This is a genomic window from Pseudomonadota bacterium (assembly GCA_040752895.1).
Lineage (GTDB): Bacteria > Pseudomonadota > Alphaproteobacteria.
Genome location: JBFMHN010000006.1, coordinates 32,388 through 45,962, shown reverse-complemented (window position 1 = coordinate 45,962; position 13,575 = coordinate 32,388). Strand labels below are relative to the sequence as shown.

18 protein-coding genes and 1 other RNA gene are annotated in these 13,575 nt (G+C 64.3%); 14 read left to right on the top strand and 5 right to left on the bottom strand.

The window, feature by feature from the left end:
- Positions 1–87 precede the first annotated feature (87 nt).
- The 4 genes from thiE to gap form a co-directional block, all read right to left on the bottom strand.
- Positions 88–747: a thiamine phosphate synthase gene (gene thiE, locus AB1781_10510; protein MEW5704998.1), complete on the bottom strand. Its 660-nt coding sequence runs from the start codon at positions 745–747 to the stop codon at positions 88–90.
- Positions 747–1,685: a class I fructose-bisphosphate aldolase gene (locus AB1781_10505; protein MEW5704997.1), complete on the bottom strand. Its 939-nt coding sequence runs from the start codon at positions 1,683–1,685 to the stop codon at positions 747–749. The genes thiE and AB1781_10505 overlap by 1 nt, the downstream gene beginning before the upstream one ends.
- Positions 1,686–1,790: 105 nt before the next feature.
- A complete protein-coding gene (locus AB1781_10500; GenBank protein ID MEW5704996.1) occupies positions 1,791–2,195 on the bottom strand; it encodes a hypothetical protein in 405 nt (134 codons plus the stop codon).
- A 1-nt stretch (position 2,196) separates the two neighbouring features.
- Positions 2,197–3,204 (bottom strand): type I glyceraldehyde-3-phosphate dehydrogenase, encoded by a 1,008-nt coding sequence (gene gap / locus AB1781_10495; GenBank protein MEW5704995.1) that lies wholly within the window; start codon positions 3,202–3,204, stop codon positions 2,197–2,199.
- A 211-nt stretch (positions 3,205–3,415) separates the two neighbouring features.
- On the opposite strand from gap, the gene AB1781_10490 reads away from it, so the two are divergent.
- The 5 genes from AB1781_10490 to AB1781_10470 all read left to right on the top strand — a co-directional run bounded on the left by AB1781_10490 (position 3,416) and on the right by AB1781_10470 (position 5,607).
- Complete coding sequence (locus tag AB1781_10490; protein ID MEW5704994.1) at positions 3,416–3,628, top strand: hypothetical protein; 213 nt, start codon at positions 3,416–3,418, stop codon at positions 3,626–3,628.
- Between the two features lies 1 nt (position 3,629).
- Complete coding sequence (zapA, locus tag AB1781_10485; GenBank protein ID MEW5704993.1) at positions 3,630–3,959, top strand: cell division protein ZapA; 330 nt, start codon at positions 3,630–3,632, stop codon at positions 3,957–3,959.
- 13 nt (positions 3,960–3,972) lie between these two features.
- Positions 3,973–4,131, top strand: a non-coding RNA gene (ssrS, locus tag AB1781_10480) — 6S RNA.
- A 71-nt stretch (positions 4,132–4,202) separates the two neighbouring features.
- Complete coding sequence (locus AB1781_10475) at positions 4,203–4,781, top strand: 5-formyltetrahydrofolate cyclo-ligase (protein MEW5704992.1); 579 nt, start codon at positions 4,203–4,205, stop codon at positions 4,779–4,781.
- Between the two features lies 1 nt (position 4,782).
- Complete coding sequence (locus AB1781_10470; GenBank protein ID MEW5704991.1) at positions 4,783–5,607, top strand: TIGR00282 family metallophosphoesterase; 825 nt, start codon at positions 4,783–4,785, stop codon at positions 5,605–5,607.
- Here AB1781_10470 and AB1781_10465 read toward each other — a convergent pair.
- Complete coding sequence (locus AB1781_10465) at positions 5,572–6,540, bottom strand: histone deacetylase family protein (protein ID MEW5704990.1); 969 nt, start codon at positions 6,538–6,540, stop codon at positions 5,572–5,574. The genes AB1781_10470 and AB1781_10465 overlap by 36 nt on opposite strands.
- Before the next feature lie 110 nt (positions 6,541–6,650).
- Between AB1781_10465 and AB1781_10460 the strand changes: the two genes are divergently transcribed.
- Genes AB1781_10460 through tolB form a run of 9 tightly spaced genes read left to right on the top strand, consistent with a single transcriptional unit; the run spans position 6,651 to position 13,438 of the window.
- Positions 6,651–7,400, top strand: coding sequence for a YebC/PmpR family DNA-binding transcriptional regulator (locus AB1781_10460; GenBank protein ID MEW5704989.1), 750 nt, complete (start codon positions 6,651–6,653; stop codon positions 7,398–7,400).
- Between the two features lie 28 nt (positions 7,401–7,428).
- Positions 7,429–7,941 carry a crossover junction endodeoxyribonuclease RuvC gene (ruvC, locus tag AB1781_10455; GenBank protein ID MEW5704988.1) on the top strand — a complete coding sequence of 171 codons (513 nt, stop codon included), beginning with the start codon at positions 7,429–7,431 and terminating at the stop codon, positions 7,939–7,941.
- Positions 7,938–8,546 carry a Holliday junction branch migration protein RuvA gene (gene ruvA / locus AB1781_10450; protein ID MEW5704987.1) on the top strand — a complete coding sequence of 203 codons (609 nt, stop codon included), beginning with the start codon at positions 7,938–7,940 and terminating at the stop codon, positions 8,544–8,546. The genes ruvC and ruvA overlap by 4 nt, the downstream gene beginning before the upstream one ends.
- A complete protein-coding gene (gene ruvB / locus AB1781_10445; GenBank protein ID MEW5704986.1) occupies positions 8,543–9,595 on the top strand; it encodes a Holliday junction branch migration DNA helicase RuvB in 1,053 nt (350 codons plus the stop codon). The genes ruvA and ruvB overlap by 4 nt, the downstream gene beginning before the upstream one ends.
- Positions 9,592–10,044, top strand: a complete 453-nt coding sequence (ybgC, locus tag AB1781_10440; GenBank protein MEW5704985.1) for a tol-pal system-associated acyl-CoA thioesterase — start codon at positions 9,592–9,594, stop codon at positions 10,042–10,044. Before ruvB ends, ybgC begins: the two co-directional genes overlap by 4 nt.
- Positions 10,044–10,772, top strand: a complete 729-nt coding sequence (gene tolQ, locus AB1781_10435; protein MEW5704984.1) for a protein TolQ — start codon at positions 10,044–10,046, stop codon at positions 10,770–10,772. The genes ybgC and tolQ overlap by 1 nt, the downstream gene beginning before the upstream one ends.
- 1 nt (position 10,773) lies before the next feature.
- On the top strand, positions 10,774–11,232 hold the full coding sequence (tolR, locus tag AB1781_10430) for a protein TolR (GenBank protein ID MEW5704983.1): 459 nt from the start codon (positions 10,774–10,776) through the stop codon (positions 11,230–11,232).
- A gap of 5 nt (positions 11,233–11,237) precedes the next feature.
- The gene (locus AB1781_10425; GenBank protein MEW5704982.1) at positions 11,238–12,089 is read left to right on the top strand and encodes a hypothetical protein; all 852 of its coding nucleotides are present in this window, start codon (positions 11,238–11,240) and stop codon (positions 12,087–12,089) included.
- A complete protein-coding gene (gene tolB / locus AB1781_10420) occupies positions 12,086–13,438 on the top strand; it encodes a Tol-Pal system beta propeller repeat protein TolB (protein ID MEW5704981.1) in 1,353 nt (450 codons plus the stop codon). The genes AB1781_10425 and tolB overlap by 4 nt, the downstream gene beginning before the upstream one ends.
- Positions 13,439–13,575: the final 137 nt, after the last annotated feature.

Genomic DNA, 13,575 nt, shown 5'->3' with positions numbered 1-13,575 from the left:
ATTATTGGAAACCGAAAGTTTTGGGAAAAATCGGCGCGGAACCTATCAGGTTGGCGGCAGCTAGGCAATGGAAGGGCCGCCGGTCCTTCAAGCCGCCTCCGGCGGCGGCGCATCGGCCGCTTCCCGGATCGCTCGGTTGAAGGCGCGGACGGCTTCTCCCGGCCCCCTTTCGCGCGCCCACACCCCACGCAGCACGGCCAGGAAATCGGCCCCCGCCTGCACCATGAGGGGGCAGTTCTCGACCGTGATGCCGCCGATCGCCACGCAGGGCACCACCGTCGTTTCGGCCCACCAAGTGAGGATTTCCGGGTGCGGGTGCGCCTTCGTTTCCTTCGTCGTCGTGGGAAAGAAGGCGCCGAAGGCGACGTAATCCGCGCCCGCCTCGACGGCCTGGATCGCGAGGTGGCGCGAGCCGTGGCAGGTGACCCCGACGATGGCGTCCTTACCTAAGACCCGGCGGGCCTCCGCGCAAAGGGCGTCCTGCTGGCCGACGTGGACGCCATCGGCACCGGTTTCCTTCGCCAGGTCCGGCCGGTCGTTGATGAGCAGGGGCACGGCGCGCGCGTGGCAGACGGGAAGCAGCCGTTCCGCCGCGCCGCGAACGGCGTCGTCGGAGGCGCCCTTCAGGCGTAGCTGCACGCAGGCGACGTTGCCTGCGTCCAGCGCCTCGGCCAGTTTTTCGGCGAACGCCTTCGGCTCGATCTCCGGCGGGGTCAGAAGGTAAAGGCGTGTGTGGCGCGCTTGGATCAAGCGTTCCCCTGGTATATGTCGAGGATGGTGTCGAGCATCTTGAGCGCCTCTTCGCGCGGGCGCTGGAAGGTGTTGCGCCCGATGATCGAGCCGGTGCCGCCGCCGTCCCGGATGGCGCGGGCGTCTTCGTAGAGGCTGTCGGCGCCCTTCGTGGTGCCGCCGGAAAAGACAACGAGCCGCCTACCCTTGAAGCAGCATTCCACGATGTGGCGGACGCGCGCGGCCTGTGTGGCAATGTCGATCTTCTCTTTCTCGTAGACTTTCTTCGCTTCCGGCGATTCGAGATGCGCGGTCGGCAGCTTCACCTTCACGATATGGGCGCCCATCAGGCAGGCCATATGGGCGGCGTAGGCCACGATGTCGATCGCGGTTTCGCCTTCCTTTGAAAGGTTGCCACCGCGCGGGTAGGACCAGACGACAACGGCCAGGCCCATCCTCTTCGCCTCGCGGGCGATCTCGCGCAGCTCCTCCATCATCCCGTAGGCGGCGTCCGAGGCGGGGTAGAGCGTGAAGCCGACCGCCGCGCAGCCAAGCCTAAGCGCGTCCTCGACCGTGGCTGTTACGGCCTGGTCGGCGGCTTCCTTTTCGCGGGAGAGGCTGTTTGCGCTGTTCATTTTCAGGATGGTCGGGATCTGGCCGCCGAAGGTCTCGGCGCCGGCCTCGAGCATCCCAAGTGGCGCGGCGTAGGCCGAAAGGCCGGCATCGATCGCCAGCCGGTAATGGTAGTGGGGGTCGTAAGCGTCGGGGTTCGGCGCGAAGCTTCGCGCCGGCCCGTGCTCAAAACCCTGATCAACCGGAAGAATGACAAGCCTGCCCGTTCCACCGAGCCGGCCATGCATCAGAATGCGGGCAAGGTTTTTCTTCGTTTCGCGGCTTTCGCCTTCGTAGCAGGAGAGAATTTCCTGAACGCGGGAACGGGGGCGGGGGGACTTCATGGCGGGACGTTACTCCTCCCGAAGGGATGCGGTCGTTGGCGTTGCAATCGGATTCAAGGCGGCTTCATAGCCTAGGTGCTGGGCATTTGCAAACGGCTGGAAAGGCTATTCCTCCAGCCATTCGGCGGTGGCCTTTTCCGGGTCTTCCGCCTGCGAAAGATCGCGTGCCGGCGTCGCATCCGTATCGAGTACAGCGCCCGTCTGGCCGGCGATGTCGGCGACCTTCGCAAGCGTTGCCGCCGTGCCTTCGAACCGGATTCGCTTCCAGCCGGCGCGGAGGGCGCCAAGCGCCTGGCCGGCCGCGTCGCCGCAATCGAGCACGAAAACGGCAGTGACACCCGGGTATTGCCGCTTAGCAAGCTCGGCCACCTTTTGGAAGTAGCCAGCCCCTGCGCAGCTCGCGGCCCCGTAAGGGGTTCGGAGCGTGATCGGCCGGTTGAGCCTCGCCGCCGCCGCCAGCGCGGCAAGCGCCTGCGGCAGGTCGTGAACGATGACGGCGCGTCCGCCCACCCTATTGCAGGTTCCCGAGATAGGCCGCCGTATCCAGCATCCGGTTCGAGAAGCCCCATTCGTTGTCGTACCAGGCCAGCACGCGGCCAAGCGTGCCCTCGACCACCTGCGTTTCGGCAAGGTCTAGGGTGGCGCTGTAAGGCGTGTGGTTGAAGTCGGCTGAAACCAAAGGCACGTCGCTTACCGCCAGGATTCCTCCGAGCCTTCCCCGCGCGGCTTCCGTCATGGCGGCGTTGATTTCCTCCGGTGTCGTTTTCCTGGCGGCGACGAAGGTGAGGTCCACCAGCGAGACGTTGGCGGTCGGCACGCGAATCGCGGTTCCGTCAAGCTTGCCCTTCAGTTCCGGCAAGACGAGGCCGACGGCGCGCGCCGCCCCGGTCGAGGTCGGGATCATCGAGACGGCGGCGGCGCGGGCGCGACGCAGGTCCTTATGGAGCGCGTCCACGATCTGCTGATCGGCGGTGTAGGAATGGACCGTCGTCATGAAGCCGCGCTCGATGCCGATCGTTCGGTGCAGCACGTCGGCGACCGGCGCCAGGCAGTTCGTCGTGCAGGACGCGTTCGAGACGATCGTCATTCCGGGCGCCAGGCGGTCGTGGTTGACGCCGTAGACGACGGTCAGGTCCACGTCCTTCGCCGGGGCGGAGATCAGGACCTTGCCGGCGCCTGCCTCGAGGTGGCGGGCGGCTTGTTCACGCTTGAGGAACCGGCCGGTGCATTCGAGGACGACGTCGACGCCCAAGTCCCCCCAGGCGAGCTTGGCGGGTTCGGCCTCGGCCGTGACACGGATCGGGCCCCGGCCAATGTCCATCTGCCCTTCGCCGACCTTGACGCTGCTGGGGAAGGGGCCGTGCACGGAATCGTAACGCAGGAGATGGGCGTTCGTTTCCGCCGGCCCGAGGTCATTGACTCCGACCACGACGAGGTCGCTCCGAACCGTCTCGGCGATGGCCCGGAGGACAAGCCGGCCAATCCGTCCAAATCCATTAATGCCAATCCGAATCGTCATTCGCGCTTTGTCCCTTTCCTGTTGAGGCGGCCACGGGCCGTCGCTTGTTATAGCGCCTTGGGCGCAGGTGTGTGGCGGAGAAAATGCCGCCGTCTTCGATGGCCGTCAACCATGGTCGGCCATCGGTTGACGGGGGAAGGAAGCCGGGCGTATCCTCCTGCCCTGGGGCGCACGATTTGCGGAAAAATCCAAGAAGCATCAGAGAGTTGCCATGACGGACATGGGGGCGGCGGAAAGACGGCTGGAGCAGGCGATTCTGCGGCTCGAAGCCGCGCTTGAAGCGCGTCCGGGGGCGGCCCCCCTGGCGGCGGTCGCCGCGCCTTCCACCGCGGCAAACGATTCGCAAAAACGCCAGGAGATCCGCGACGTTTCCAAGCGTCTCGATTCGGCAATCAACCGGTTGCGCCAGGCGCTGGGGGAATGACATGACGCAGGTAAGCGTTGCCATCAACGGGCGGGATTACGACATCGCCTGCGACAACGGCCAGGAAGAACATCTCGAACGGCTCGCCGCCTTCGTCGACAAGCGGGTAAAGGAACTCATCACGTCGGTCGGGCAGATCGGGGATGCGCGGCTTCTGGTGATGGTGTCGCTCTTGATCGCCGATGAACTGGCCGATGCGTACGCGGAGGTGGCGAAGATGAAAAACGACAGCACCCAGGCGGCGTCTGCGAATCCGGCCCGGATCGCCGCCAAGCTCGACACGTTTGCCGCCCGAATCGAGAACATTGCCGACCGCCTGGTTTCCGCCTAAATTAAAGGAACGGGTAAGGCTTCGCGGCCCGTCAGGTATCGAAATCCCTGGGACCAATATTTATCTCAAGGGAGCTGTCCCTGCCGGGGCCGTGGTCTCGGTATATGGCGCCCACCTGCTTAGGCGGGTCACAGAGGATACTGAAACACCCGACGGCCGATGCAGCCTTACCCACCTCTTTTTTTCCGGCCCATCTCTTTCCGGGAAGATGCCCGTTCGTTTTCCCTTCCGGGGACTTCCTCTTTGAGTCCGGCCTTCGATAAACGAACCGTTCGGGAAAAGGCGAAGCGCCTTCGCAAGGAAGCGCGGGCAGCGGCCGGCGAAGAAGCGCCTGCCCACTTGGCCGCCCGCTTCCTGGAAGCGGTGCCCTGGGAAACCGGCGCCGTCGTCGGTGGCTATTGGCCGATCGGGGATGAAGCGGATCCCCGCCCGCTGCTTTTCAAGCTCGCGCAAGCCGGGTGCCGCTGCGCGCTTCCCGTCGCGGCGAAGGGAGAGCCCCTTCGTTTCCGGTCATGGCGGCCGGGGGACCAACTGGAAAGCGGCCTTTTCGGGATTCAAGTGCCGGCCGACGGGGCGGCGCTTTTATGCCCCGCGCTGCTGTTCGTGCCCTTGCTTGCCTTCGACCGCCAGGGCCGTCGGCTCGGCTATGGCGGCGGCCATTACGACCGGACGATCGCCGGCCTGCGCGCGAAAGGCCGGGTGCTTGCCGTGGGGCTTGCCTATGCCGGGCAGGAACTGCCCAGGGTGCCTTCCACCGCCGCCGACCAGGCGCTCGACTGGGTGGTGACGGAGCGCGAGGCCATTTTGATTAAGGCGGAGTGAGATGCGGATTCTTTTTTGCGGAGACGTGGTCGGCCGCGCCGGGCGCGAGGCCATTCTCGCGCGGGTGCCGGAACTGCGCGAACGGCTGCAGCTCGACCTCGTCGTCGTGAACGCCGAGAACGCGGCCGGCGGCTTCGGCATCACGGAACGACTCTGCCGGGAATTCTATGAGGTAGGCGTTGACGTGCTGACGCTCGGCAACCACGCCTGGGCGCAGCGCGAGATCGTCGGCTATATCGAGAACGATCCAAAGCTGTTGCGGCCGCTCAACTACCCGTTGACGACGCCGGGCTTTGGCAGCGGCGTCTTCCCGACCGCGAAGGGCGAGTCCGTTCTCGTTCTGCAGGCGATGGGAAGGTTGTTCATGGAACCGCTCGACGATCCTTTCGTGGCGATCGAAAGGGTGCTCGGCAACCACCGGCTGGGCGGCACGGTGGGCGCCATCGTCGTCGATATCCACGCCGAGGCGACCAGCGAAAAAATGGCACTTGGCCATTACCTCGATGGGCGCGTGACGCTGGTGGCCGGCACCCACACCCACGTGCCGACGGCGGACGCCCAGATCTTGCCGGGCGGCACCGCCTATATTTCCGACCTCGGCATGTGCGGGGATTACGATTCGGTGATCGGCATGAAGAAGGAGACGTCGATCAAGCGCTTCCTGCGCCCGATCCGGACGGAGCCCTTCAGTCCGGCCGAAGGCGAGGCGACGCTTTGTGGCGTCTTCGTCGAGACGAATCCGAAGACCGGCCTTGCTTCGCGGGTTGCGCCGCTGCGGATGGGGGGAAGGCTAAGCCCCGCCTGGCCTTTCGACGGGCAGGCCTAAGGCCGGCCTCCCGCCCATCAGGGCGCGGACGTGGGCGGCGGCGGACGCCGCCAGATCGTCCGGCGCGTAGCCGCCTTCGAGGGCGGAAACAACCCGGCCGCCGCACGTGGCGGCGGCTATTTCCAGCAGCTTCGTCGTCACCCAGGCATAATCCTCGGTCTCCAACCGAAGCCCGGCCAGCGGGTCCCCGCGATGGGCATCGAAGCCGGCGGAGATAAATAGAAAATCCGGCTCGAACGCGGCCAGCGCCGGCAGCACCGCGTTTTTCATGGCTTCCCGAAAGGCCTCGCCTCCCGCACCGGCCGGCAACGGCACGTTGCAAAGGTTGCCCACCCCGCGTTCGTCCCGCCGGCCGGTACCGGGAAAGATGTTTTCCTGATGCGTCGAGGCGTAGAACGTGTCGGGGTCGGCTTCGAAGATCGCCTGGGTGCCGTTTCCGTGGTGGACATCAAAATCGACGATGGCGAGGCGCGAAAACCCGTAACGCGCCCGCGCATAGGCCGCCCCGATCGCCACGTTGTTGAATAGGCAGAACCCCATCGCACGATCCGGCGTCGCGTGGTGGCCGGGCGGGCGGACGGCGGCGAAGGCGTTTAGCGCCTGGCCGGTGGCCACCGCGTCCACGCCGGCCAACAACGCGCCGGCGGCGCGCAGCGCCGCTTGGCCCGAGCCCGGCGAGACGATGGTATCCGGGTCCAGCGCGCGCAGGCCGCGCTCGGGGATGGCCCTCAGGCAGCTTTCGACATAGGTCAGGTGATGGACACGGGCCAGGTCCTGGGGCGTGGCGAGGGGGGCGTCTTCGTGTTCAAGTAATTGAAATTCTTTGTTTTTCATGGTGCCAAGCACCGCCCGGAGCCGGTCCGCGCTCTCCGGGTGGCCGGGGCCTGGGTCATGGGCGAGGCAGGCCGGGTGGGTTAAAAAGAGGGTCGTTATCGGTTGCCCCTCCCCATATGAAAATCGAATACATTCTGCGGGTTTCGTGCATTCACGCCCATCATCTGGTATAGATGGCACGCGAATTCCTTAAGGGTAGCCTAGATTCGATGTCTGGCCATTCGAAATTCAAAACCATCATGCACCGCAAGGGCGCGAAGGATGCTAAGCGCGCCAAATTGTTCACGAAAGTCATTCGCGAACTTACGGTGGCGGCCCGCATGGGCGGAGGGGATGCAACCGGCAACCCGAGGCTTAGGGCGGCAATCGCCGCGGCGCGGGTGGCCAATCTGCCGAAAGACACCATGGAACGCGCTGTCCGCCGCGGGGCGGGCGACGACGAAAGCGCGAATTACGAAGAGATCCGCTACGAAGGCTATGGCCCGGGCGGGGTCGCCATCATCGTCGAAGCGCTGACCGATAATCGCAACCGCGCGGCGGCCGACATCCGCACCGCTTTCAACAAGCACGGCGGCAGTCTGGGCGAAGCGAACAGCGTGAGCTTTCAATTCGACCGCGTCGGACTCGTGCAGTATGCGGCGCAGAAAATTTCGGAGGCGGCCATTTTCGAAGCTGCCCTGGAAGCCGGCGCCGGAGATGTCGTATCGGATGAGACGCTTCACGAAATCACCTGCGCGCCGCAGGATTTCAACGCGGTTCGCGAAAGCCTCGAAGGCAAGTTCGGGCCCGCGGACAGCGCGGGCCTTACGTGGAAACCGAAGGTCACGACGCCGGTAAGCGAAGAAGACACGGAAACGCTTTTTCGCCTGATCGAAGCGCTCGAAGACAGCGACGACGTGCAGACGGTTTCGGCGAATTATGAAATTTCCGACGAAGCGATCGCCAGGCTAAGCGCCTGAAGCCTTCGCGATCGCCAGAGGTGAAAAGATGCGACTCCTGGGTCTCGATCCGGGTATCCGAATCACAGGGTGGGGCGTGATCGACGTCACGGGCAACCGGCTCAGCCATGTGGCGGACGGCGCCATCCGGCCGGGCGAGGGGCCCTCCGCGCCCGACCGCCTCGTCCGGCTTTACGAGGGCCTGCGAGAAGTGATCGCGGCCCATCGGCCGGAGGCCGCCGCGGTCGAGGCGATCTTCGTCAACCGCAACCCGGCCTCGACCCTGAAACTTGGCCTGGCCCGCGGCGTTGTGCTGCTGGCGCCAGCCGAGGCCGGGCTTCCCGTGGCCGAATATTCGGCGAATCTGGTCAAGAAGGCGGTCGTCGGCACCGGCCATGCCGCGAAGGACCAGATCGCCGCCATGGTCCGCATGCTGCTTCCCGGCGCTCGGCTCGAGACGGCGGATGCCGCTGACGCCCTGGCCGTGGCGATCTGCCACGCCCACCATCGCGCCACCTGGCAACGTTGGGCGCAAAAAGCCCAGGAGAAAGTGCGCGCATGATCGCAAAACTTACCGGCGTTCTCGATTCCGTGAATGGGGATGACGATTTTCTTGTCGTCGACGTGAACGGCGTCGGTTACCTCGTCTATGCTTCCGCCCGAACGCGCGGCGCCTTGCCGCGTGCGGGCGAGCCGATCTCGCTCTATATCGAGACGCACATACGGGAAGACTACATTCACCTCTTCGGTTTTCTCGACGCGACCGAGCGGAACTGGTTCCGGCTTCTCTTCACCGTCCAAGGCGTCGGCGCCAAGATGGCGCTGGCCATTCTGTCCGCCCTTTCACCGGCCGAGCTTGCCCGGGCGATCGCGGCGGCGGATGCCCAGGCGATCACCCGGGCGCAAGGGGTCGGCGCGAAACTGGCCGGCCGCGTGGTCAGCGAGTTGAAGGACAAAGTGGGCGGTCTCGGCCTTGGCGCCGCCGCCCATGGGGGGGCGATCGTTCCCCCGGACCCGGCCGCGGCGGATGCGATTTCAGCCCTCGTCAATTTAAGCTACCGGCGGGACGAAGCTTTCGGCGCCGTTGGCCGGGCCCGGCAGGACTTGGGGCCCAAGGCCTCGGTTGAGGCGTTGATCCGGGCCGGACTGAAGGAGCTTGCCTCGTGACGAAAACCCGCCTCCTCGATACGGCTGCGGCGACGGCGGATGCACCGGAGGCATCGCTTCGCCCGCTCACGCTTGCCGAGTTTATCGGCCAGGAGGCGTTGCGCGGGAACCTGCGCGTCTTCATCGAGGCGGCCCGCGCCCGGAAGGAGGCGCTGGACCACGTCTTTTTCCATGGGCCGCCTGGCCTTGGCAAGACCACCCTTGCCCAGATCGTGGCACGCGAACTCGGCGTCGGTTTTCGGGCCACTTCCGGGCCCGTCATCGTGCGGGCCGGCGATCTTGCGGCCATTCTCTCGAACCTGGAGCCGCGCGACGTTCTCTTCATCGATGAGATTCACCGCCTGAACCCGGCGGTCGAGGAAGTGCTCTACCCGGCGATGGAGGACTTCCAGCTCGACCTCGTGATCGGCGAAGGGCCGGCGGCGCGCTCGGTGCGAATCGACCTGCCGCCCTTCACCCTGATCGGGGCGACGACGCGCTCGGGCCTCATCACGACTCCGCTGCGTGAACGCTTCGGCATTCCGATGCGGCTCGTCTTCTACGAGATGGCCGAGCTCGAGCAGATCGTCCGCCGCGGGGCGGCGGTTCTCAAGTTCGACCTCACCGCTGACGGGGCGGCGGAAATCGCCCGGCGTTCCCGCGGCACGCCGCGGGTGGCGACCCGGCTGCTTCGGCGCGTGCGGGACTTCGCCGCCGTCGGCGGCGGCGTACGCTCGACCGATGCCAAGGCGGCGGACACAGCGCTGCGGCAGCTCGAAGTGGACGAGCTGGGTCTGGACTCGATGGATCGGCGCTACCTTGCCCGCATCGCCGAGCATTACGGCGGCGGCCCGGTCGGCGTCGAGACGCTGGCGGCCGGGCTTTCCGAGCAGCGCGACACGATCGAAGAAGTGATCGAGCCGTTTCTCATTCAACGCGGCCTTCTCCAGCGTACCCCGCGCGGGCGGACGCTGACCGCGCTTGCTTACCGCCATCTCGGGCTGGAGGCGCCGAAAACGCTTGCCCAGTTTGACTTTCTGGAGGCGGGCGGCGAAGGGGAAAACGGATGACCCAATTCCGGAAAGCGGCGGGCGAGGGGCATCACGTTGCCATCCGTGTCTATTACGAGGATACCGACGCCGGCGGAATCGTCTATTATGCGAATTACCTGCGTTTTGCCGAACGTGCGCGAACGGAATTTTTACGCAGCCTCGGCTTCGAGCGAACGGATGAACGTTTCGGTGTTGCCTTTGCGGTCAGGCATTGCACGGCGGACTACTTGGCCTCCGCCCGTCTGGACGACCTGCTCGACGTGGAGACGCGCCTCCTTGATGCCGGCGGCGCAAGCCTCAAGGTCGAGCAGGCAATCCGCCGAGACGGTACGGAGCTTGTGCGCCTGATCGTGCGGGTTGCCTGCATTCGCTCGGACGGAAAGGCCGTCCGCATGCCGATGGAACTAAGGGATGCCTTGAAGGCGTACGCATCTCATTTCACCTCCAAGAGGAAACGGAGCGCTTAATGGAAGAAAATGTCATCGAGTCTATAGCTGCCGGACAGTCGGTGGGGGCGATGGACATATCGGTGTGGGGCCTTTTTCTGCAGGCCGACCCCCTCGTCAAGCTGGTCATGCTGTTTCTGCTGGCGGCGTCCTTCTGGAGCTGGGCGATCATCTTCGACAAGCTCTTGAGGCTGCGCCGGCTGCGCGCGATCGCCGACCGCTTCGAGGAAACCTTCTGGTCCGGCGGCTCGATCGATACGCTCTACGACCGCGCCGGCCACAACCCGCAGGACCCGATGGCGGCGGTGTTCAGTGCCGGCATGCGGGAATGGAAGAACTCCACGGCTAAGGGGGCGGTCGCGGAAGAGCGTGTCGGCTCCGTCCTGCAACGGGTTGACCGCGCCATGCGCCTTACCCTGGGCCGTGAGATGGAAGGGCTGGAACGTCACCTCACCTTTCTCGCCTCCGTCGGCTCGACGGCGCCCTTTATCGGGCTTTTTGGCACCGTTTGGGGAATCATGAACAGTTTCCAGTCGATCGCGATTTCGAAGAACACCTCGCTTGCGGTTGTCGCCCCCGGTATCGCGGAAGCCCTGTTTGCAACGGCCATGGGGCTGATTGCAGCCATCCCCGCCGTTATCGCCTTTAACAAGATTTCAAACGAACTCAAACGCTACGCAAACCGCATCGAAGGATTCACCACGGAATTCAGCGCCATTCTCGCCCGCGGCGCCGAGGAGCAGGCTTAACATGGCCATTTATTTGCAAGAGGGCGGCGAGCGCGGCACGCGAACCACTTACCGGCCGATGAGCGAGATCAACGTCACCCCGATGGTGGATGTCATGCTCGTGCTTCTCATCGTCTTCATGGTGACGGCACCCTTGATGACGGTCGGCGTGCCGGTCGATCTGCCGAAGTCGGATGCCGGCGTTCTCAGCGGCCAGGACGAGCCGCTTGTCGTGTCCATCAATGCGAACGGCGAGGTCTTTCTCCAGGAAACGCAAATTCAACTTGCCGAACTTGCACCGCGCCTTGTCGCCATCAGCGGCAACAACCCGGAGGCGCGCATCTTCATCCGGGGGGATCAGACCATCAATTACGGCCGTATCATGGACGTGATGAGCTTAATCAGCGCTGCCGGATTTAACCGGGTCGGCCTGGTCGCGCGGACCAGCGGCGAAGGGCAAAAGCCGGGTCAAAAAAGCTAGTTTCGATGCGCAACGGTCTCATCGGCTCGGCCGCCCTTCATGCCATACTGATTCTGATCGCCTATTTCGGAGTGCCCCTCTTGTTTGAGCCTTCGCCGGCCGAAGACCATCCGATCGTCGTCGATCTCGTGACGATCGATCAGCGGACAAATCTGCCGACGCCCAGCCCGCCGCCGCCGAAGCCGGTGCAGGAAGTTGCCGCCGAACGGCAAGCGCGCGCGGAGAGCGAGCCGCCACCTGCGCAGGAAGTCGCCGCCGAACCGCAAGCGCACGCGGAGAGCGAGCCGCCACCCTTGCCGGTCCCGGCCGTGCCGAAAACGGAAAAAGTGGCGGCGGTCGTGCCGCCGAAGCCGCAGGTCAAACCGAAGCCGCAGGTCAAACCGAAGCCGGCGGTCAAACCGAAGCCGGCGGTCGAACCGGACCCCTTCGCCTCCGTCCTCAAAACGGTGGAAAAGTTCCGCGAGAAAAAACCGGAACAGGCGCCCTTGAAACCGGCGCCGGAAGTGCTGCAGGCGCCGAAGCAATTCGACCCCTCGCGGGCGTTGACGCTGAGCGAGCTGGATGCCATCCGCAGCCAGATCAGCCGCTGCTGGAACGTGCCGGTGGGGGCAAAGGACGCCGAGAACCTCGTCGTTGATATCTGGGTCGCCGTCAACTCGGACGGCACCATCCAGCAGGCGCGCATTCTCGATACGGAACGCATGCGGCGCGATCCCTTCTTCCGGACGGCGGCGGAAAGCGCCTATCGCGCCGTCATCAATCCGCGGTGCAGCCCGCTTCGATTGCCACCGGAAAAGTACGAGCAATGGAAGACGTTCACGTTGAGTTTCAATCCGAAGGAAATGCTTGGCACATGATCAACCGTCGAGAAAAACAAGAAAAGCGGACTTGGGTCTTCGTTCTCGGCGCGTTTCTTTCCGTTTTCTTCCTCACCGCTCCGGTCCGGGCAGAGCTCAAGATCGACATCACGCGGGGGGTGGTCGAACCCTTGCCGATCGCCACTCCAGATTTTAAGGGGAAGACGGGCAAGGAGACGGGGATCGGCCAGCAGATCACTTTCGTCGTTCTTTCCGATCTTGAGCGTTCCGGCCTCTTCCGGGGGGTTGATCCGAAGGCCTATATCGAGAAGGAAATTCCCCTCGACATTCAGCCGCGGTTTGCGGATTGGCGCGTGATTGGTGCCCAGGCGCTCGTCAACGGCGAAGTCCAGGTGCAACGCGACGGCCGCCTGCGGGTCGAATTCCGTCTCTGGGACGTCGTTGCGGAACAGCAGATGCAGGGGCTTACCTACCAGACGACGCCGGAAAACTGGCGCCGGGTCGCCCACAAGATTGCGGACGCCGTCTACGAACGGATTACCGGCGAGCGCGGCTATTTCGACACGCGTATCGTTTACATTGCCGAGAGCGGGCCAGGGATACACCGGATCAAACGGCTTGCGATCATGGATCAAGATGGTGAGAACCACCGTTTCCTGACGGACGGGGAGACGCTGGTCCTGACGCCGCGCTTTTCGCAGACGGCGCAGAAAATCGCTTTCCTTTCCTATTACCGAAACCTTCCCAGGGTTTATATCTTCAACATCGAAACCGGCCTGCAGGAACGTCTCGGCGAGTTTCCCGGCATGACGTTCGCGCCGCGTTTTTCGCCCGATGATTCAAAAATAATCATGAGCTACGCGAAGGATGGCAATTCGGATATTTATATCCTGGACCTTGCCACGCGGCGTTCGACGCGGCTGACCTCGAATCCGGCCATTGATACGTCGCCTTCCTTCTCGCCGGACGGCAAACAGGTTGTCTTCCTTTCCGACCGCGGCGGGTCGCCCCAGCTTTACACAACGGACGTAGACGGCCAGAACGTTCACCGGATCAGCTTTGGGAAAGGCCGCTATGGCACGCCGGTGTGGTCGCCGCGCGGCGATCTCATCGCTTTTACGAAAATCCATCAAAACCGGTTCTTCATCGGGGTGATGAAGCCGGACGGCAGCGGCGAGCGGCTATTGACGGAAAGCTTCCGGGACGAGGGGCCGACCTGGGCGCCGAACGGCCGCGTGCTGATGTTTTTTCGGCAGATTCCGGGCGGCAGGGACGGCCTTAACGATCGCGTCCGGCTTTACTCGGTGGACCTCACCGGCCAAAATGAAAGGGAAGTTGTAACCCCTTTGGATGGCTCGGATCCGGCTTGGTCCCCCTTGATTCCCTGATCTCAGCCCCGTATGGTTAAGGAAACCGCAGGATTCACAAAGGGTAGCATGGGGATCGGACGGGGCAGCCGCCGGGGAGGGCGGTCAAGCGTCCGGTAAGTGTTCTTCAGGATTTGTAAACCTCCTATATGGTTTAA

What these genes read in the sequence shown, in the direction of transcription:
- AB1781_10505 (MEW5704997.1), bottom strand. Translation starts at nt 1,685, where the DNA reads ATGAAGTCCCCCCGCCCCCGTTCCCGCGTTCAGGAAATTCTCTCCTGC.
- gap (MEW5704995.1), bottom strand. Translation starts at nt 3,204, where the DNA reads ATGACGATTCGGATTGGCATTAATGGATTTGGACGGATTGGCCGGCTT.
- AB1781_10490 (MEW5704994.1), top strand. Translation starts at nt 3,416, where the DNA reads ATGACGGACATGGGGGCGGCGGAAAGACGGCTGGAGCAGGCGATTCTG.
- zapA (MEW5704993.1), top strand. Translation starts at nt 3,630, where the DNA reads ATGACGCAGGTAAGCGTTGCCATCAACGGGCGGGATTACGACATCGCC.
- AB1781_10470 (MEW5704991.1), top strand. Translation starts at nt 4,783, where the DNA reads ATGCGGATTCTTTTTTGCGGAGACGTGGTCGGCCGCGCCGGGCGCGAG.
- AB1781_10460 (MEW5704989.1), top strand. Translation starts at nt 6,651, where the DNA reads ATGTCTGGCCATTCGAAATTCAAAACCATCATGCACCGCAAGGGCGCG.
- ruvC (MEW5704988.1), top strand. Translation starts at nt 7,429, where the DNA reads ATGCGACTCCTGGGTCTCGATCCGGGTATCCGAATCACAGGGTGGGGC.
- ruvA (MEW5704987.1), top strand. Translation starts at nt 7,938, where the DNA reads ATGATCGCAAAACTTACCGGCGTTCTCGATTCCGTGAATGGGGATGAC.
- ybgC (MEW5704985.1), top strand. Translation starts at nt 9,592, where the DNA reads ATGACCCAATTCCGGAAAGCGGCGGGCGAGGGGCATCACGTTGCCATC.
- tolQ (MEW5704984.1), top strand. Translation starts at nt 10,044, where the DNA reads ATGGAAGAAAATGTCATCGAGTCTATAGCTGCCGGACAGTCGGTGGGG.
- tolR (MEW5704983.1), top strand. Translation starts at nt 10,774, where the DNA reads ATGGCCATTTATTTGCAAGAGGGCGGCGAGCGCGGCACGCGAACCACT.
- AB1781_10425 (MEW5704982.1), top strand. Translation starts at nt 11,238, where the DNA reads ATGCGCAACGGTCTCATCGGCTCGGCCGCCCTTCATGCCATACTGATT.
- tolB (MEW5704981.1), top strand. Translation starts at nt 12,086, where the DNA reads ATGATCAACCGTCGAGAAAAACAAGAAAAGCGGACTTGGGTCTTCGTT.